General features: G+C 33.8%; 13 protein-coding genes, 2 tRNA genes and 1 pseudogene. 13 read left to right on the top strand and 3 right to left on the bottom strand.

Annotated features, from left to right (window positions below; all coding sequences use genetic code 11):
* Window positions 1–69: 69 nt before the first annotated feature.
* The 10 genes and pseudogenes from AC061E_RS04010 (at window position 70) to AC061E_RS03965 (ending at window position 16,400) form a co-directional block, all read left to right on the top strand.
* Window positions 70–5,496, top strand: coding sequence for a LamG-like jellyroll fold domain-containing protein (locus AC061E_RS04010; RefSeq protein ID WP_478285109.1), 5,427 nt, complete (start codon window positions 70–72; stop codon window positions 5,494–5,496).
* A 73-nt stretch (window positions 5,497–5,569) separates the two neighbouring features.
* Window positions 5,570–6,478, top strand: coding sequence for an SGBP N-terminal domain-containing protein (locus AC061E_RS04005; protein WP_478285108.1), 909 nt, complete (start codon window positions 5,570–5,572; stop codon window positions 6,476–6,478).
* 2 nt (window positions 6,479–6,480) lie between these two features.
* Complete coding sequence (locus tag AC061E_RS04000; RefSeq protein ID WP_478285107.1) at window positions 6,481–6,864, top strand: hypothetical protein; 384 nt, start codon at window positions 6,481–6,483, stop codon at window positions 6,862–6,864.
* A gap of 1,157 nt (window positions 6,865–8,021) precedes the next feature.
* Window positions 8,022–8,153, top strand: a pseudogene (locus tag AC061E_RS03995) (T9SS type A sorting domain-containing protein); the annotation flags it as partial.
* Between the two features lie 277 nt (window positions 8,154–8,430).
* Window positions 8,431–12,975 carry a DNA polymerase III subunit alpha gene (dnaE, locus tag AC061E_RS03990; protein ID WP_478285106.1) on the top strand — a complete coding sequence of 1,515 codons (4,545 nt, stop codon included), beginning with the start codon at window positions 8,431–8,433 and terminating at the stop codon, window positions 12,973–12,975.
* 205 nt (window positions 12,976–13,180) lie between these two features.
* Window positions 13,181–14,104: an outer membrane beta-barrel protein gene (locus AC061E_RS03985; protein WP_478285105.1), complete on the top strand. Its 924-nt coding sequence runs from the start codon at window positions 13,181–13,183 to the stop codon at window positions 14,102–14,104.
* A 358-nt stretch (window positions 14,105–14,462) separates the two neighbouring features.
* The gene (gene trxA / locus AC061E_RS03980; RefSeq protein ID WP_024980008.1) at window positions 14,463–14,780 is read left to right on the top strand and encodes a thioredoxin; all 318 of its coding nucleotides are present in this window, start codon (window positions 14,463–14,465) and stop codon (window positions 14,778–14,780) included.
* A gap of 159 nt (window positions 14,781–14,939) precedes the next feature.
* On the top strand, window positions 14,940–15,887 hold the full coding sequence (locus AC061E_RS03975; RefSeq protein WP_478285104.1) for a DUF58 domain-containing protein: 948 nt from the start codon (window positions 14,940–14,942) through the stop codon (window positions 15,885–15,887).
* Between the two features lie 86 nt (window positions 15,888–15,973).
* A tRNA-Asp gene (locus AC061E_RS03970) sits at window positions 15,974–16,047 on the top strand.
* Between the two features lie 279 nt (window positions 16,048–16,326).
* Window positions 16,327–16,400 (top strand) — tRNA-Asp (locus AC061E_RS03965).
* Window positions 16,401–16,496: 96 nt separating this feature from the next.
* Here AC061E_RS03965 and AC061E_RS03960 read toward each other — a convergent pair.
* Complete coding sequence (locus tag AC061E_RS03960; protein ID WP_478285103.1) at window positions 16,497–16,997, bottom strand: DUF456 domain-containing protein; 501 nt, start codon at window positions 16,995–16,997, stop codon at window positions 16,497–16,499.
* A 51-nt stretch (window positions 16,998–17,048) separates the two neighbouring features.
* Between AC061E_RS03960 and AC061E_RS03955 the strand changes: the two genes are divergently transcribed.
* The 3 genes from AC061E_RS03955 to AC061E_RS03945 are packed head-to-tail and all read left to right on the top strand — an operon-like array spanning window position 17,049 to window position 18,659.
* Window positions 17,049–17,432, top strand: coding sequence for a hypothetical protein (locus tag AC061E_RS03955; protein ID WP_478285102.1), 384 nt, complete (start codon window positions 17,049–17,051; stop codon window positions 17,430–17,432).
* A gap of 43 nt (window positions 17,433–17,475) precedes the next feature.
* Window positions 17,476–17,952, top strand: coding sequence for a hypothetical protein (locus AC061E_RS03950; protein ID WP_478285101.1), 477 nt, complete (start codon window positions 17,476–17,478; stop codon window positions 17,950–17,952).
* A 2-nt stretch (window positions 17,953–17,954) separates the two neighbouring features.
* Window positions 17,955–18,659 carry a DUF4184 family protein gene (locus AC061E_RS03945; protein ID WP_478285100.1) on the top strand — a complete coding sequence of 235 codons (705 nt, stop codon included), beginning with the start codon at window positions 17,955–17,957 and terminating at the stop codon, window positions 18,657–18,659.
* Window positions 18,660–18,662: 3 nt separating this feature from the next.
* Here AC061E_RS03945 and AC061E_RS03940 read toward each other — a convergent pair whose 3' ends face one another.
* Both AC061E_RS03940 and AC061E_RS03935 read right to left on the bottom strand, forming a co-directional pair.
* Entirely contained in the window at window positions 18,663–19,772 is a 1,110-nt protein-coding gene (locus AC061E_RS03940) for a glycosyltransferase family 2 protein (protein ID WP_478285099.1), read from the bottom strand.
* A 1-nt stretch (window position 19,773) separates the two neighbouring features.
* The gene (locus AC061E_RS03935; protein ID WP_478285098.1) at window positions 19,774–20,736 is read right to left on the bottom strand and encodes a hypothetical protein; all 963 of its coding nucleotides are present in this window, start codon (window positions 20,734–20,736) and stop codon (window positions 19,774–19,776) included.
* Window positions 20,737–20,752: the final 16 nt, after the last annotated feature.

Raw genomic sequence — 20,752 nt, 5'->3', positions numbered from 1 at the left:
GGGCAGTCGGTGATCTAAGCCATAAGCGCCCGGTTCATCGAGCACGAATCGATTCATTTTGTAGGTTCTATGGGCGATCTCTATATAGGAAATTCTAAAAACCAATTTTATGGTTCTTTTGATGATATAAAGGCTTATAAGACAGTACCTAAGAGGACAGTTCAAGGTAAGCAAGTTGATTTTGATAAATCGGAATACGCTATGTTAGGACCGCTATACATCAGTAAACAGAAATCCGTTTATTTTGTTGAGGAACCATCTAACACCTTTTTTATCTATTCGCAAAAACACATTTTGCAGGAATTAATTCCAGAATACGAGTTGTTTATTACCAATATAGACAATGGCTCTTTAATTCCTAAAAAGAATGGTACTTTAACCAAAGAAGAATACCAAGAAAGAATTCGTTTGTGGAAAGACTTGATTTTGAACAATGAGTTAAATAAGTATTTAGCCAAAAACAATCGCGCAGAATATAAAGCTAGAGTAACGAACGTACTTACTCAGTTTAATGAGTCAATTAAAGAGGAAATCGAAAGAGGAAAAGCAGGACCTGTAGCAGAAACTAACTTAAAGGATAAACTGACTGAATCTAAGAAAACGAGCGATTTATTGGATAAATATTTCCAAAAAAACATTTCTTTTGATTCGGGTGTTGGTGAATACAAGCAGAGTGTAGAAACGAGTGTTGTTAATACATCAACTTTAAAATACAATTTAGCTATAGATGAAAAACTTACTGTGGATCTAGGGTTTGCTGTTAATGATTCTGGTTTTTTGACGACTAATAGTGGAGTTTTTCAACAAGATCTTAGTGAATCTCTTTCAGAAAAATCAACCGAGTCAACGAAGATAACTTATACTTTAAAAGACAGTAATTCAGCCAACTTTTTAAGTGTCGATGCAGTCAATGCCTTTGATGGAAATGGCCCAATATTTATCACGCTTGGGGGTAGAACATCATGTCCATATGAAGGTGCGGAAGAATCAGTATTCTTAAATGACAAAAATTTTAAGACTTATGTGGCGGCTTCTTTTGACATTGATAAGAAAATAGTTGACAAGCAAAAAGAAATAAATGACAAGCAAAAAGAAGTAGATGCAAAAAAGTGTGAAGATGCCTCTTGTCTGTATGCAAAAGCACAACTATTGAAAGAAAAGGAACTACTAATATCGCAGTTGCAACCTTTAAAAAATGATAAAGCAGCCCTTGATTTAGCTTTTTCAAAAAGTGTTGATTGTTGTATTAATGATACAAAAGCACAATTAAGTTTTGCTACCCAAAAAGTAGAAGTGCCTGTTTTGAAGGTTACCGTTGCTGACATTAGTAATATTACCGAAGGTAGAAATGCAGAGTTTGAATTGAAATTACAAAACCAAAGTGCTTCTGGTGTTGCTGCCAATTACAAATTAGTAGTGGACAATACAACCAATCCGGATAATGCTTTATTTAACCTAGAACCAAATGGAACTATAGTTCATGTGCCATATGGTCAGACGATTACCTATAAATTGACTTTAGGTAAATCCATTGCGGATGTATACGATTACAATAATATAAAAATTAGATTAGAATCGCTTTGCGATGGAGCAAGTGTAAGTTCTGCAGTTAGTATTTCAGCACACTTTGTTCCTTCTTGTTCTATGGTCCATGTAAGTGCACCTTTGAGTAATTGGGTGTACAATAAAGAAGTGGGGTATAATACTGATGGATCAACTAAACCCTTACAAGTAAAATTGGATGAATATAGCACTCAATTCAAGAGTTTTAAAAAGATTGATTTAGAATATCGATTGGCAACCGCTTCCAACTGGACACGCCTGCAAACGTATTATGGAACACAAGAGTTTTATGATGCAGCGGTTTTGGCTGGTGAATCAAATATTAAATTCATCGATAAAGATGTGGTTTTAAGCTATGCGTTTGATATTGCTGCTTTAAAATTAATAGACGGGAAATATGAAATTCGTGCCAGAAGTACGTGTACTAACAATACCGAATTTATTTCGGATGTAACCACTGGTAGAGTCGATTTGAATGCGCCTTTACGTTTTGGAACGCCTTTACCTATCAATGGCATTTTAGGAGCAGGAGAAGATTTGAAAGTAAGTTTTAATGAGCCTATTTTCTATAATTCAACAGTTTCTACTATTGAAATAAAAGGGCAAACCAATCAATTAGAAATTGATCACAATGTGTCCCTACGATTTGATGGTGCTACCAATGAAGCGGTTATTAACAGTCCGAGAATTACAACAGGAGATATAGCTTTCGAATTCTGGATGAAGAATAGTACCACTTCAAGTCAAGCGACTATACTTTCTCAAAAAGAAGGAGTAACGATTAAATTGTTAAACGGATCAGTATATTTTACACTAGGTAGTTTAACTGTTAATGGAGGTATTGCTAGTGACGGATTGTTTCATCACTATACCTTTACCCATAAAAACAATAGCGGTACACTTCGCATCTATCAAGATGATAAAGAAATTGGCGCTAGTAAAGGTATAAGTAATACACAATTTTCGAACAATAATGCCTTAACTATAGGAGGAAATACATTTGTTGGAAACATACATGACCTACGCCTTTGGAGTAAAGACATCAATCTAGATGAGGCTTACGCCAAAATGTATTTGAAGCTTGTAGGAAATGAAGCCAATTTAGTTGGATATTGGCCTATGGACGAAGGAAGAGGTACAATTGCCAACGACAAAGCAAGATACAAACATGCCATTGTTAAAGAAGCATGGGATATCAAACCTAAGGGAACTTCGTATGAATTTGCAAATAATCAGTATTTAAAATTAGACAATGTAGGATCTGTACAGTTAACCAAAGAAATGGATGCTACGGTTTCTTTCTGGATGAAAACGGGTGATTCGCAAGAAGCAACTTTATTCTCAAACGGAAAAGGTGATGGTACCGATCTTAAACAATCTAATGGTCTTACCAATAAATGGGCTATCAATTTGAAAGCTAGTGGTAAATTGACTTTTGAGACTGAAGGTAATTCCTATGAATTAGTGAGTCAAAATATGGCTGATAACACTTGGCATCACGTAACCTTATTGTTTAACAGATTAGGTTCGTTACGAACTTATGTTGATGCTGTTGCAGTTTCTTCAAATAAAATGGGAACTATTGGTGGTTTCTCAGGAAACAAGATTTGGTTAGGAGCACGCGGAGCAACTGATAACGTTGGTGTTGAAACTATTGATCGTCCTTATACCGGTAAACTAGATGAATTCCAGTTATGGAATACCTTACGTAACGTGGAGCAAATAAGTCGCGACCGATTTAATGAAATTAGCACAGAAAGTATTGGATTGATGCTATATGCAAAAATGAACGAACCTGATCCTAAAACGGTTAATGGTCCTCGTTATTATCATGTAGACAAAGGTCAACCAGGTTTTCCAGATAATGCTGTTTTGAGTGCAGGTACCCTTAAATATTCTGATGATGTGCCGCCAATTAAACCTGAAAGAACATTGATTAAATTTCAAGTGAACACTGTTGTCAATCAAGATCAAATGATTTTAGAGCCAGTTGTAACCGATTGGGCTTCTCTAGAAGGTCAGATTATTGATATTACAGTTGATAAAATGTTTGATAGTGCCAATAACATGCAACAGTCACCTATTACTTGGACTGCTTATGTGAAAAGCAACGAAGTAAGTTGGTTTGCGGAAGGCTACAATGAAATTATTGATATTGTTAAAAAGACAGGCGAAGAGAAAACATTTGAAATTACCTTATTGAATAAAGGAGGAAAAGGACAACCATATGCTATTAATAACCTGCCAAAATGGTTGTCTTTAAGTAAAACAAGCGGTACGATTGCTCCTGACAGTAAAATAATAATTACTGCTACTATTGATAAGGAACTTACTCCTGGAGAATATCTTGAAAATCTATATTTGAAAACAGATTTTGGATACGATGAAAAAATGCAAATTAAGTTAAGAGTACTAGGACAGGAACCGGATTGGACAGTAAAGCCAACGGATTATAAGTATAGTATGAGTATTGTAGGTAGAATAAAAGTAGATGGAAAATTCTCTGAAGATACCTATGATAGAATAGCTGCATTTTCAAATGGAGAAACACGAGGAACAACAAAGTTAGTTTACAACGCTGCCTATAAAGAATATTTTGTCTTCTTGACGGTATATAGTAATTCTATTAGTGGTGAGAATATCGATTTTAAAATTTGGGATGCCTCACAAGGCATAATTCAAGTAGCCACTATCAGTACGCTATCCTCAATTCCATTTGAAGAGAATGAAATTCTAGGAAAACTTAGTCTACCTATGATTTTTGAAAATTCTGCAGTAGTGGAGCAAAAAATACCTCTTAATGTTGGTTGGACTTGGGTATCTATGAATGTGAACGACCCTAATTTTTCAGACCTTAACACCTTGACTAAAGGTCTTAACTTAGAAACTTCCGATCGTATGTTGACGAATTCACCAGCACGTTTGGAGACTTATTTTAAGAATGAGGCTATACCTGCTAATAGTGGTTGGTCAGGAACAATTTCTGCCAATGGAGGTCTAAGTGATTCTAAAATGATTAAAGTGTACTTGGCACATGAGCAACCTTTGATTATAAAGGGAACTCCCATAAATGTTGCCAATTGGAGTTTTCCAATTCAAGAGAAATGGAACTGGCTTCCTTATACTTTAGAGGGAAACCAACAGACTAATGAAGCCTTAGCTTATTTTGAAGCAACAGATGGTGATGTGATTAAATCACAAAATTTATTTGCTATCTACGATCCGCTTATTGGTTGGAACGGAACGCTAAATTATTTAGAATCTGGTAAAGGTTATATGCTTAAATCAAGTAAATCACAGACTTTTAAGTATCCAAGCTATTTAGCGAATACAAGTAAAATCAAAAAGACTAACAAGTCTCAAAATTTATCTGATTTTAGTCAAGAGGATATTAAAGCTGTGTTTAAGCAATATCCAGACAACATGAATGCAGTGGTTTTATTACCAACAGGATACAATGAATTGTTTGTGTATGATTCTAAAGGTGTTTTGAAAGGAGCGTCTACTAATCAATCTGTAAAGGATAGTAAACTTAGTTTTATAACGGTTTACGGCGATACGTCTGAAGAACTGGCATTCTATATTGGTAACGGGAATAGTAACAAGAAAACCTCGAAGAAATTTGTTTTCAAAGGAAACGATGTTCTTGGAACAATTTCAAAACCAATAATGCTTGAAGAAATGATAGATGCTGTAAGTGTTTATCCTAGTCCATTTGATAATGAAATAACAATAAGGGCTAATGCAGTCAAAAATCAAAATGTTAGTATTCGACTATATTCATTATCAGGTAATTTAATACTTGATATTAAACAAAATGTTACAAGCGGTGAAAATTTATTAAAAATCCGACCAGTAGTTCCATCTGGAGCTTACTTACTTCAAATAGGATTAAATGATGAAATTATCACCCAGAAAGTAATAAAAAACTAGTACTAAATAAATTTAGATTCCAAGACACCTTCATAGGTGTTTTGGAGATTTAAATAAATTTAAAATTCAAAATATGAAAAATTATATATACAGTACTATTCTACTGTTTCTAATAAGTTTTAACTCCTTTGGAAAAAATCCCAATTGGACTGTGAATGAAAATAATTTTCAATACACAATGACTTTTGTTGGAGCGTTAAATATTGATGGTGTTAGGTTAGGTAATGTGAATGATAAAGTTGCTGCTTTTATAAATGGGGAATGTCGCGGAGTTGCGAATTTGATATATGTTGCGACAGAAAAGAAGTACTATGCTTATTTAACGGTTTCTTCCAGTACGAATAAAGAAACAGTTAATTTTAAAATTTATGATTCAGCAAATGATGTAGTTAGAGATTTAGAAAAGACAAAAGTATTTGAAAACGATAAACACTATGGAGATCTATTTCAGTCTTATATTTTTGCAAGCCCTTCACTACGAAGCGATACTGAAATTATAGATTTTAGTTTTAAGGATTTGAAAACAGCAGCTAAGATTATTGAAGGTTCACAAATAACGCTGTATGTTGGTAAAGGAACAAATGTTTCGGCACTAAATGCTTTATTTGAATTAAGTCCTGGAGCCAAGTTATTTGTAGGTACTGTTAATAAAATTTCAGGATCTAATACACTAGATTTTAATAATCCTGTTGAATTTCAAGTACTTTCAGAAGATCAATCAATCTTAAAAAAATGGAAAGTAACTGTTAAATTAGGTGCTGCAGTATTTTATAAAAAAGACGCAGTATGTTATACCGGCGGTGTTGTTAAAGTCTTATACGATGACAATGGAATTGCTGCTATTTTAACAAAAGACGGTGTTAAAATTACCACTCAAAGCATACAGAACGGACAAACTATTTTTAATAATTTGGAAGCGGGAAAATATAATGTGAATATAGGTGGTATTAATAAAGAAATAGTAATAAATCAAAAACAATAGCAATGAAAATAAAACAGTACTCTATTTTAATATTAGTTATGATTGCATTTTTTGGTTGTTCTGATCATGAAGACGAGATAACAATTGTTCCTCAAAGCATTTCCTTTGTACATGCTGATGGTTCAAAAATTGCTCAAAATGAATGTATAAGTCCTAATGTGAAATACGGAATAAAGATAGAAACTAATTATGTTGATTTCAATAGACCTTTTACAGTAGATTATTCTGTAAACGGAGTTGTATACAAAATGACTTTTACAGTTGCTACTTCTCAAATCAATCCGGTTACTTTAACTAATGGTGATAATTCGGCACAAATAACAGGTAGTAACTTAAAAACAGTCCTTAAGTATATTGATCAGGGAGATTTTGAATTGGTTGAATAATAGAAATTTTTCATTTTGAAAGAGATAAAAAAACAGAAGTTGAGGAAAAATAGGAATCGATTTTTCATAAATAAATTATTAAAAGGATTCGAATCTTCAATAAAGATTCAAATCCTTTACGATCAAGAACGCCATAAGAAATAAATAAAAAGCCTGAGAAATTTTAGTTTCTCAGGCTTTTTTATGCTTCGAAAATAGATGCAAGTTTTTAATGGGATTTCTCAAACTTCTAAAAGAAACTTATTTTACAGTTGTAGGTTCTATAGGGGGGGCAAATTTTACAAGAGGCTTAGTTGCATCTTCAGTTGCATTAAATACGGGATTTCTAGGTCAGCCTTACCAGGTGCTTCCTAATTTTTTCAACCGATTTAATTACTTTTGATAGATATGGATTGCCTGTGAATTCTGGAGTTGTATAAATGACATAAATGATGCACCTGTTTTAATAACATTAAGTAATTATAAAATTACTGAAAATCTACCTGCAGGTACTGTTGTTGGAACCTTAACAACAAAAGACCAAGACAGCTGTATCTATAGTTTTTTTAGTGCTGGACCAGATTATTTATACTTTGATATTATCGGAGATCAATTGGTATTAAAGGAAAGTTTAGATTTTGAAACACAGCATATTTTTCAATTTGAAATTATTAGTAACGATCAAAGAGGGGGTCAAATGATGGAAAAAATGACCGTTTTTGTAGTAGATATATATTATGATTAAATTCTAATGAGTTTTGGAATAAATGTTAAAGGTCTTGGGTTTGGCTACAATTTTGGATAAAATAATAACAATAAAATGAGTTCTGTTTTAGGAAACACCCATCAATTTGGATTATTCTTCAATTTGTAATATTCTTATAAACATCCAATTGTTCCAGGTCAAAAGTTTTTAGAGTACACCAAATTGATAAAAATCAGAAAAATTAGGTAGCCGTTAGATTTTGACGATAGATTGGCATCATATTGCAGTGATTTATAATGGTACATAAGTAAGTGTTTATAATGATGCTGCTTAATTTATCGTATCCTGCATCAGGAAATATGACTGTTGTATCTTGTGCTAAAATATATACAAATCCTATAAAAAAATATGATTATAATTGAATTCGAAGATTTAGGAAATTCAAAATTACAACTATTAAGATAATACTGGAAGAATTTTGATGAATACTTATTTAAAGAACGATTCTAATACAATTGATGTTTCACAATTTCCAGTTGTATTGTATTTGTTTAAAATTTCGTCAAACAAAGGAACAACAACAAGTAAAATAATAAAACAATAATCAAATTTCAAGGAGATAATTTTTTATTGAACTATTTGTTTTTTCTAGAGTCTTTTTTTGTAGAAGTATTACAGGAGTTCTATTATAAAAATTAAGAGGTCTTGAGAAATCAAGGCCTTTTCGTTTTTTATAAGATGCTATATTTTGAGAATTTTTTTTTATTCTTTCTTCAACGATAGTGTTAATAAGTTAAACTTAGAATACCCCAAAAAAATCCCTAAATTTGAAGTTCAATTTTTTGCAAATTTATAGAATTGCAATCCCTTCAATAACAACTATGTACTTAATATTCGATACCGAAACCACAGGATTACCAAAACGCTGGGGCGCTCCCATTTCTGACACAGACAATTGGCCAAGATGTATTCAAATTGCTTGGCAGTTGCATGATGATATGGGAAAACTCATCGAGCATCAAGATTATTTGGTCAAGCCCGAAGGTTTTAATATACCGTATGATGCGGAACGAATTCACGGTATTTCTACTGAATTGGCAGAGGCCAATGGCGTTTCATTGTCTGAAGTTTTAGAAAAATTCAACATAGCCTTAGGTAGAGCGAAGTTTATTGTGGGTCAAAATTTAGGTTTTGATATCAATATTATGGGTTGCGAATTTTATCGAATGGGAGTGGAAAGCCAAATGAGCTCGATGCCTATTCTAGATACGTGTACTGAAATTACTGCTTCTTTATTAAAATTGCCGGGTGGTCGAGGAGGAAAATTCAAGTTGCCTACGTTAACGGAATTGCACTCGTACCTTTTTAATAAGCCTTTTGGCGAAGCACACAACGCTACTGCCGATGTTGAGGCAACAACGCGCTGTTTTTTAGAATTAATTCGTCGTGAAATTTTCACGAAAGAAGAACTGGATGTTCCGGTTTCTTATTTCAAAGATTTCCAAAGTAAAAACCCAACCGAAATCAAACTCATTGGGTTAAAACATATTAATTTAAAAGAGGCTTCAGATAAAATCCGACAACAATTTGGCGATAAGCAAGCCCCAGCTGTTTCAAAAGAAGACCTTTCGGAGAATAAGAAAGTTTTAGTTGATGCGCCCTTTGTTCATTTGCACAATCATACTCAGTTTTCGGTATTGCAATCTACCATTAGCATTGCGGCATTAGTTAAAGCGGCAGCGCAACAAAAAATGCCTGCGGTTGCTATGACCGATCATGCGAATTTGATGGGAGCTTTTCACTTTGTGCGTGATATTTTAAATCACAATAAAGCAGCTGCGGCTAAAAATAAAGCAGCTGTTGACAACGGGGAGGAACCTACCGAAGTTCCTATGAAACCTATCGTTGGTTGCGAATTTTTTGTGTGTGAAGATCATAAAAATAAGTCGGTTAAGGATAATGGGTACCAAATAGTCCTTTTGGCGAAGACCAAAAAAGGATACCATAATTTGGCTAAAATGTCCTCTATTGCATACACAGAAGGATTTTATTATGTGCCTAGAATTGATAGAAAAGTCATTCAGGAATTCAAAGAAGATATTATTGTTTTGTCTGGAAACTTGTACGGAGAAATACCAAATAAGATTCTGAACATTGGTGAAAACCAAGCCGAAGAAGCCTTGATCTGGTGGAAAAATGAATTCAAGGACGATTTTTATATTGAGGTCATGCGCCACAATCAAGAAGATGAAAATAGGGTGAATACTTCTTTGATTTCATTGGCAAGAAAGCACGATGTTAAGATCGTTGCCACAAACAATACCTTTTATATAGACAAGGAAAATTCGAATGCACATGATATTTTGCTTTGTGTGCGTGATGGTGAAAAACAAACTACACCAATTGGACGTGGTCGCGGTTATCGTTATGGGTTGCCAAATCAAGAGTACTATTTCAAGTCTGGGGACGAAATGAAGCAACTCTTTGCTAATTTACCTGAGGCGATTTCAAATATTTCGGAGATTGTAGATAAAATTGAAATTTTCGATTTGGCTCGCGAAGTACTGCTTCCCAAGTTTGAAATTCCAGTTGAATTTAATAATCCCGAAGACGCCGTTGATGGTGGAGTGAGAGGTGAAAATGCCTATTTGAGACACCTTACTTTTGAAGGCGCAAGAAGACGATATCCTGTAATTAATGAAGAAATTCAGGAACGATTGGATTTTGAATTATTGACGATTTCTAATTCTGGTTATCCAGGTTATTTCCTGATTGTACAGGATTTAATTGCCGAAGCACGTAGTATGGGCGTTTCAGTAGGACCTGGAAGGGGTTCTGCGGCGGGATCGGTAGTGGCATATTGTTTGAAAATTACCAATATAGATCCATTAAAATACAACTTGCTTTTTGAGCGTTTCCTGAATCCGGATCGTGTGTCACTACCCGATATTGATATCGATTTTGATGATGAAGGCCGAAGCAGTGTGATGGATTATGTGATCCGAAAATACGGTTCTAAGCAAGTAGCGCAAATTATCACATACGGAAAAATGGCTACCAAGTCAGCGATTCGTGATACGGCTCGTGTTTTGGATTTACCACTGTTTGAAGCAGATAAAATTGCGAAATTGATTCCGGGAATGATGCCGTCTAAGTGGAATTTAGCTCGGTTTTTAAATGAAAAAGAAGATATCATAAAAAAAGCGGTTCGTCCGGAAGAGTATGATAAAATAAAAGAATTAATAGGACTTGCCAATGAAGATGACCTTGGTGGTGAAACCATTCAGCAAGCCAAAGTTTTAGAGGGAAATCTAAGAAATACGGGGATTCACGCTTGTGGAGTGATTATTACACCTAGTGATATTACCAATTTTGTTCCTGTAGCTACCGCCAAAGATTCGGATTTGTATGTGACTCAATTTGATAACTCGGTAGTAGAAAGCGCTGGATTATTAAAAATGGACTTCTTGGGTTTGAAGACCCTAACGTTGATAAAAGATACCGTTAAACTAGTAAAATATCGCAGCGGAATTGAGCTCAATCCAGATGAGTTTCCTATTGATGATCTAAAAACATACGAGCTTTTTCAGCGCGGTGAAACGGTTGGAATTTTTCAGTATGAAAGTCCCGGAATGCAAAAATACATGAAGGAGTTAAAGCCTACGGTTTTTCCGGACTTAATTGCCATGAATGCCTTATACCGTCCGGGTCCGATAGCTTATATTCCTAGTTTTGTGAAGCGAAAAAATGGTGAGGAAGAGATCATTTACGATCTTGAAGCTTGCGAAGAATTACTTAAGGATACCTACGGAATTACTGTTTATCAAGAGCAAGTAATGCTTTTGTCCCAAAAATTGGCTGATTTCTCTAAAGGTGATGCCGACGTTTTGCGTAAAGCGATGGGAAAAAAACAAAAGGACGTTTTGGATAAAATGAAACCTAAATTTATCAGTCAGGCTGCTGCCAAAGGGCATGCCGAAGATAAACTGGAGAAAATTTGGAAAGACTGGGAAGCCTTTGCAGAATATGCCTTTAATAAATCCCACTCTACCTGCTATGCTTGGATTGCTTATCAAACAGCTTACTTAAAAGCAAATTACCCTGCAGAGTACATGGCTGCGGTACTGTCTAATAATATGAGTGATATCAAACAAGTGTCGTTCTTTATGGAAGAGTGTAAGCGAATGGGCTTGCAAGTTTTGGGTCCTGATGTAAATGAATCGTTCTATAAATTCACTGTAAATGATGATTATGCGGTGCGTTTTGGGATGGGAGCTATAAAGGGTGTTGGTTCTGGTGCAGTTGCAACCATAGTGGAGAGAAGAAAAGACGGGAAATACAAATCCATTTTTGATTTGACCAAACGAATTGATTTGCGTGCTGCTAATAAAAAAGCGTTAGAAAACTTAGCCCTGGCTGGGGGTTTTGACTCTTTTGGCGATACAACGAGAGCGCAATACTTTCATGATGATGGAGATGGAATAACTTTTTACGAAAAAGCGATTCGGTATGGAGCTAAGTATCAAGAAAACGAAAATTCGTCTCAAGTAAGTTTGTTTGGCGATGCTAGCGAGGTACAAATTGCTGAGCCAGTGGTGCCTCCTTGTGAAGATTGGAGCACGATGGAGAAATTATCAAGAGAAAAGGAGGTTGTAGGGATTTACATATCTGGGCATCCGCTGGATGATTTTAGATTTGAAATAAAATATTTTTGCAATGCTCGCTTAGATGCGCTCAGAAACATGGAGCAATATGTAGGTAAGAATTTAACTTTTGCCGGTATTGTAAGTAATTTTCAACGCCGAACAGCTAAAAATGGTAAGGATTGGGCAATATTTACATTGGAAGGATTTGAAGAAAGTTTTGAGTTCAAAATTTTTGGTGAAGAGTATCTCAAGTTTTATCATTTTTTATACAACAATCAATTTGTATTTATAAAAGTGCTCATTAAAGAAGGATGGGTAAATCAGGATACAGGCAAAAAAAGTGAGCCAAGAATGCAATTTGTAGAGGTTAAGCAATTACAAGATGTATTGGCTACGTTTGCCAAAAAACTCATTTTATATCTTAACATAAATGATTTACATGCTGAATTTATTCATAATTTAAGTCGTCTATTTCAAGAGTATAAAGGAGATAACACCGTTTCATTTGAAGTAATGGAACTCGAAAAAATAAAAAAACTTATTCCAGTTGCAACACCAGAGATAGATCCAGAAGAAATGAATTTTGCAGATGATTTAGAAGAAGTTGATGCGGGAAATGGGGAACTAGTCGAAGCAACGTCAGTTGTAAAAGTTGAAGAGGTTGAGGAGATAAAAGTGGTTACAAAGCTAGCTATGGCTAGTAGAAAATTGAAAGTTAAAATTTCAAACGAGTTATTGATAGCACTAGAGAAAATGCAAGTAAACTTTAAATTGAATTAATATTTAGCGATGTAATACGCTAACAATGGTTACTAATTTTTGAGTATAAAATAATGTAAGGAATGACTTTTTAATTCTCTAAGTTATTTTTTTAAAATATTGATTTTTAAGGCTTAATTAAATTTAACACCATTGTTTGTACAGTTATTTAATGATTATTAGCGTAAATAAAGTACTTTTGCAAAAATGATAAAAAAACAATAGCATGAAAAAACAGTTATTCTTATTGGGATTTGCACTTTGCACAATGACGATGGTAGCCCAAACAGAAAAAAATGAAAGTTGGTATTTTAAATTAGGTGGTTCTTATTTTATGCAAACTGCAGCTACAGAATTTCCTGTGGTTTCAGGGCAATTGCCAAATACGGATGTATATGCCACAAACGGAACAACTTTGCTTTCAAGAGAAACGAATCATGGGTCTTTTGGAGAGGGATTTAGAACTGGTTTAACTGCTGGTTACCGTGTTTCTTCTAGATTAGGTTTTGAGATGGGATTGAATTATTTCAAAAGTACTAGTAAAACGATGGTGGAAACAGTTAATAGACTAGTTGCTCCTGGTCCAATTTTTGCAACAGGAAAAGCACAAGGAAAAATTACAGCATTTGATTTAGCGCCAGCTGTTGTTCTATTTTTAGGAGAGTCAAATGGTTTTGAACCTTACACAAAAGTTGGTGTAATTGTCCCGGTTCATGGTGATTTAACAATTGAAACAAATAGAACATATACAACCCCTGCAGGCGCTGTAAATTCTTACACAAAGGAAAAAGTTTTGCCAAACCCAACAGTAGGTTTTATGGCAGTTGTAGGTACATCTTATAAATTAGGAAAAAACATTTCGGTTTACGGAGAGTTAGAGTATCGTAATTTTACAGTACACGGTAAATCTAAAGAAACGAAAGCATATACTGAAAATGGTGTAAATAAATTGACTGTTCCAACATCGTTTCGTCCAGATGCTTCGTATTCTGTTAACCACGTAAACTATGTAGAGCAAATTAACAGTACTTCAAATAATAGAACAACCAATTCAGCAGGCTTTGATAATACAAAAGCTTCTGATGATATCAGCTCTTACGTTGGTATTAGTGGTTTAGGATTGACTCTTGGATTAAAGTACAGTTTGTAATTTAATAAAAAGTTTTAATAAAAAGGGGTGTTCGAAAGAGCATCCCTTTTTTTGTTTGCAAAAATAGGTTTCGGAGTTTGTTTTTATAGCCCTGATGGAAGCGGCATCCTTTTTACAATTTTTAGGAAAAGCATAATTCAAAAAGCTTTTGTTCTAAAATTGAAAAAAGATGCAGCGTACAGCAGGAAAAAGCTCCAAAAGAAAATAAATTATTGGAGTAAACGAAGTAAATAGGAATTGATAATAGATTAATAGTCAAAACTAATTTGGGAATAGTGATTGATTTGTTTTTAATTTCTAAATTTGTAGTCTAGTTTGAATATTCAAAAATTCAAATGATAAACTTAAAATATATATTATGGCATTAGCAATAACAGATGCTACTTTTGAAGAAGTAGTTTTGAAATCAGACAAACCAGTTATGGTAGATTTTTGGGCAGCATGGTGTGGACCATGTAGAATGGTAGGTCCAATCATTGATGAATTAAGCAACGAATACGAAGGAAAAGTTGTTGTTGGTAAGGTTGACGTTGATGCAAATCAAGAATTTGCTGCAAAATACGGCGTTAGAAATATCCCAACAGTATTGGTTTTTCATAACGGAGAAGTAGTAGGAAAGCAAGTAGGAGTAGCTCCTAAGCAAACGTATGCAGATAGTCTTGACGCTTTGTTGTAATTAACATTGAAGTTTTAGAATCAATTTTAGATATAGAAAAGGTTTGGCGCTAGTCAAACCTTTTTTTGTTTAAGAACAGTTTTGTATTTTATTTTGGACTAATCTTGTTATATAGCGCTTTAATTTTTAAATCATTTAATCTTTTAATATATTTGGGTTATGAAGATTGAATCGCAAATAGAGAAAATTACTAGTTTCCAGCATCTTGAATTACTGGCTAATCAGGTTGTAGAAGGATTTATTTCAGGAATGCATAAGAGTCCGTTTCATGGCTTTTCGGCAGAGTTTGCTGAGCATAAAGTGTATAATGCTGGCGAGAGTACAAAACATATTGACTGGAAGCTGTATGCCAAAACCGATAGGTTGTATACCAAGCGTTATGAAGAAGAGACTAATTTAAGATGTCATATTATAATTGATAATTCTTCTTCTATGCATTATCCTCAATTGTTAGGCAACCAAAACTTTTTTGAGAACAAGATAGGATTTTCAGTATTGGCCTCGGCGGTATTGATGAATTTATTAAAGAAACAGAGAGATGCAGTTGGTTTAAGTGTTTTTTCGGATACGTATGAGTATTATGCACCAGAGAAAGGGAGCGACCGACACCACAGGATGATTTTAAATGCCCTTGAAGGCTTACTACAAAAGCCTACGGTTGCAAAAAATACAGATACCGTAACATATTTACATCAAATAGCCGAGAAGATGCATCGTAGGTCTATGATCATATTGTTTACAGACATGTTTCAGAGTTTTGACGAGTCTGTTGATTCTAAAAAAGAACAAGCCTTATTTAGCGCCCTGCAGCATTTAAAGCACAATAAGCATAAAGTAGTCTTGTTTCATGTAATTGATGGCAAAACGGAGCTTGATTTTGAATTTGACAACACACCTAGGAAGTTTGTTGATGTGGAAACAGGAGAAGAAGTTGCTGTTTTCTCAGATACAGTACAAGAAGAATACCAAAATCAGATGCAATTATACTTAAAAAAGCTGTCTATGACTTGCTCACAAAACAGAATTAAGTACGTTCCAGTTCATGTTGATGAAAATTTTGAAAAAATAATGATGACATATTTAGCTGAAAAACAAAACTTTGGATAATAAGTGGTATTTTTTTTGAAATTATTTTAAAAAAACGCTTGCGTAAACGGAAATCTATTGTATCTTTGCCACCGCAATAACGCAGAGGTTTGGTAGTTCAGTTGGTTAGAATACATGCCTGTCACGCATGGGGTCGCGGGTTCGAGTCCCGTCCAGACCGCAATATTGGGGAAAGCCTTTCGTAACAGAAAGGCTTTTTTGCCCCTTTACGGTTTTTAACGTTAGTTGTGTTGTTTGCTACGAATTTGTAACTCGTAGCGGGTTTAGTAGTTAGACCAATGAAAAGCTTTTCGCCTCGGCGAATAGCTTTTTTGATTTAAATTGAAGGAAGTGTTTTAATTTATAGCTTCAAAAGCGGTAAGATCTTAATTGTTTTAACCGCAATTAGTTATTATCAAGAAACTAAATTTTAGAATCAAAACTTATAAAGAATAATACTGGTTTGGTAGTTCAGTTGGTTAGAATACATGCCTGTCACGCATGGGGTCGCGGGTTCGAGTCCCGTCCAGACCGCTAGTATTTAAAAAAAAAGTCTTTCGAAAGAAAGACTTTTTTGTTTTTGGTAAAATAGAATAGTTGTCATTATTTATTTTGATTACATATCGTAAATCAAAACAAAACTGCTTTGTATTGCCAAACAATCCATATATAGAGTCCTAAAAATACCATACAAAGTACAAACTTCATGAAGCTAGAGGCGAGGAAGCCAATGAAAGACCCAGTAGCGGCTTTTAAAGCGCGTTTGTGGTCCTTAAAATCATAAATAAGTTCGCCTATTAAAGCACCCAAGAAAGGTCCAATAAGAAATCCAAACGGGATTGGTGCAAATATACCAATCACAAGTCCAATATTTGTTCCCCAAATACCGTAACTACTGCCACCAAATTTTTTAGTTCCCTGAGCAGGAATTATATAGTCTAAAATAGAAATTATAATAGTTATTAGTAGGGTACTCCAAAGAATCCAGTGATTCATGGGTACTGCATGCGTTAAATAAAGTAATGCAACCCCAAGCCAACTAATTGTAGGGCCTGGTAATACCGGTAAAAAACTTCCAAATATACCCGCAATTACACAACAAAAACCAACGAGTAAAAGAAACAAATCCATAATTTATTTTTAGTATTTTTGTACAACATAAATATAACTCGAATTTTTCAAATGAAAGCAATAAATAGTTTGTCACTTTTAGTATTTGTAATGTTTATTATTGGTTGTAACACTATTTATGCTCAGGATAATTTTCAAAATCAAAAAGATGCAGTAGTAAAAGATAGTATTTACAATAAGAACAGAATGAAAGTGTTAAACTATTCATTGAAAGAATTTGATTTGCTTTTTTTTGAATTTTTTGATAAAAAAGCAAGTTCAGTACTTTTAACCAAAGAAGAGTTTTACTCTTATACAGTTTGTATTGCTATTTTTTCTGAACGTCTTGCAGCGCTTTATCCAGATCAAAAGGCTACAGCTACTGAGAGTAAAAATAAATGGTTGGCTGAAAGTTATGAGGATTATTTGAAAACAAAAAATTCGCAAAAAAAATAGTTGTAATTTTATACAATTAAAAATAAATCAACAAAAACTCATTTTGAAATCATATTATCTATTTTTACTTTTTTTTATTTTTTACTCCTGTCAGTACTTCGAGGCTTCTGTTCCCTCAGAGCAAGAGCTTTTACAAAAAGAATTAAAAGCTATCAACTGGAAAGAAGTGGATGAGTATCCTTCTATTATTGAGTGTGATAAGATTGTAAATAAAAAACAGCGACAACATTGTTTTTTTGAAGTTTTAACACAATTGATTCAAGAAAAACTAAGTGCAGATACACTACCGTTGCTTTTCCCTGAACTGGATACTATTGAACTCAAAGTAACTGTTTTTCCGGATGCAACATTACAATTTGAGCCAAAGTTCCCACAAGATTCTGTTTCTTATGATAAGGTGAAAATTGATAGTATTTTGAAAGCACGTTTGGTTGATTTTCCTAAAGTTAATCCGGCAATCAAACGCGGTTTACCTGTAAAAACTCAGTTTACTTTGCCAGTAATTTTAAAAGTAGAGTAATTATGCCGTTTACTTTTTCGCATACCGTGGTGGTATTACCGTTTTTAAGAAATAGAAATTTATCAGCTACAGGATTATTAGTTGGTGCTATGTCACCAGATCTTGAATTTTTTTTTAGAATGAGAACTCAAAGCGAAATAAGTCATACGCTGCCAGGATTATTCCAGATAGATTTACCTCTAGCAATATTAGTTGTTTTATTATTTCACGGAATTTTAAAAAAAACACTCCTTTTAAATTTACCTTTTTTTTTACAAAGCAGGTTAACCGAATTGAAAACGAACAATTGGCTCGATTACTTTAAAAATAATATTTTAAAGGTGCTTGCATCTTTTTTGATAGGAGCTTCGACACATTTTTTTTTAGATGCATTTACGCATTCGGATGGTTTTTTTGTGCAAAAAAGTACTTTTCTAGAAATGAGTTTTCTATCTTTTCCAGTTTACGAATGGCTGCAATACGGCACCTCAATAATAGGTCTTTTGATTTTAGGATTTTATTTTTTTCAAATCCCAAAAGATAAAACGTGCGTTGTAGTAATTCACCCGATATTTTGGTGTAGTGTATTGTTTTTTAGTATTTTATTCTTGAGTTTAAGATTTTCTCTAGTTGTGGGATGGGATAAAATAGGAGATACTATTTTGGGAGTACTTTCATCAATAATATTAGCATTGATTTTTTCAAGTATACTTTTTAAGCGCCATTAATTATTATTTTGTAAAGGATCTTCCTTTCCATTCGTATTTTCCAAATAACGAATATAAGGCAACACTGCTGCTAAAAAAAGGATACCATATACTACTCAAAAGCAAATAACTAATCTTGGATTTGCATAAAAAATGGTTCGTTTTGTAAATTAATATGCTGTCAATTATTGCTTTTGTTATGAAAATTAGTAACGGGTAAGCAAAGGAGATACATCCAAAAATGGTAAGTACTATCGATAGGATTAAACTTAAATTTCCTGTAAATATTAAAAGCCCCAATCCTTTTCCGAAACTACTTTGATAGGAACTTGTTTTTGAAGCCCAACGAACGCGTTGGTAAAACAAAGATTTCCAATCGTTCATTGGTTTTGTAATAACAATATTATTTTCAGACTTTAGATAATGCACTTTTTCGGGTGATTTTGTAATTGCTTTTTGGAGCAAGAATACATCGTCACCACTGGCGATTCTGTCATTTCCTTCAAAACCATTGAGCTCCTGGAAAAAGGATTTCGTATAGGCAAAGTTAGCACCATTACACATAAATCCTTTGTTAATGCCAAAACTTCCAATAGTTGCGCCTTGTAAACTCGCCAAATCCAATTGCTGAAACTGATGTAAAAATGAATTAGTACACGCATACGTGACCGCTCCAGCAATCATGGCTACATCATGAAGCTGAATGTAATTGTCTAAAGTTAATAACCAGTTTTCTGGGACTATACAATCGGCATCGGTGGTGATAACCCAATTGGAGTTCACAATTTGCATTGCAGTTACAATCGCATCTTTTTTAGGCGAATTTGATGTCCGAATGTTTTTTATCATCCGAACTTTGAGAACTGAATACTGAGGATTGAACACTTCTTCTGATTCATCGTCTACTAAAATCACCTCAAACAGCTCCATGGGATATTTCAATTTCGATAAGCTTTCTAATAAAATGGGTAAATTTTCAGCTTCATTCCGGAAAGGAACAACAATCGAAAATTTTGTTTTTGGCTTTAAGCCAAAGTAATTTATCACGTTTACTTTGTTGAAACCATAAATTAATGCCAGTATTGCCGAGCAATATAGGAGTATTATGAGCGAAACAATAATTGAAAACAGCATTTTATAGTATTTTAGTTCCTTTTATTATGGAGTTACTATTAAAATTCAAAACATAATAGGTACCAATTACAACCGGTAAAACTACATTTAAAAACCACATCAAAGTCGAAATAAAAATTACAATCCATTCGTTTACGCCAAGAATTCCAAAGAAATAAACCGCAACACTTCCTTTAACTGCAAAGTCCAAAAATTGAAAAGTGGGTAAGGATGACGCTAAAAAATAAACGGATGAAATTGTTGCAATCAGGGTGAAGTAAGGCAAATCAACATCAAAAGCTAAAAACAAAAAGTAGTATTGGTGAGAGAAAACCAGATAGCGGCAAATACCTAAAAAGATGTTTTTTTGATGTATGGGTTTTGGAATTTCATTAATTTTATGAATCAGTTTTTCGATGGAATATCCTTTGATAGTAATTTTTTTGACCGAAAATAAAATAATGAAAAGGAGTAAAAACATTCCAAAAATCAACGCAACTGTTTTTATGGTAATCACATGGTATTGTGCATTAAAATACAGCAACCCAAAAAGCCCAAAAATAACAGTCAGAATCATTTGGATTCCGTTGCAAATCAGGTTCAGGAAAATGATTTTTTTAGTTTCTTTTTTTTCAAAAAAGAGTGCTTTGCCCGCATATTCACCCACTCCATTTGGTGTAAAAAGTCCAGCGGTTAGCGCGCCCAGAACTTGTTTTGTAGCTTCGCTCAATGTGATTTTATATATAAATGTTACCAGGTTTTGCCATTTCAATATTTCGAAAAACCGATTCAAAACACTCAGTACTAAAATAAACGCGATTCCAGTAATGGATTGGTTTTTTTGGAATAGAACAATGAATTTTTGCCAATCTAATTTATCATTATGGGCTAGTTGATTGTAAATAAAATAAAACGCACCAGCCACAATCAAAACTTTGATTAGAAGTACGAGGAATTGCTTAGTTTTGTGTGGAATTGAAATCATCGTTACAAAGTAACAA

Source organism: Flavobacterium sp. GNP011, from assembly GCF_056428925.1.
The sequence above is the reverse complement of the archived record's forward strand: the minus strand, read 5'-3'. Positions and strand labels throughout refer to the sequence as shown.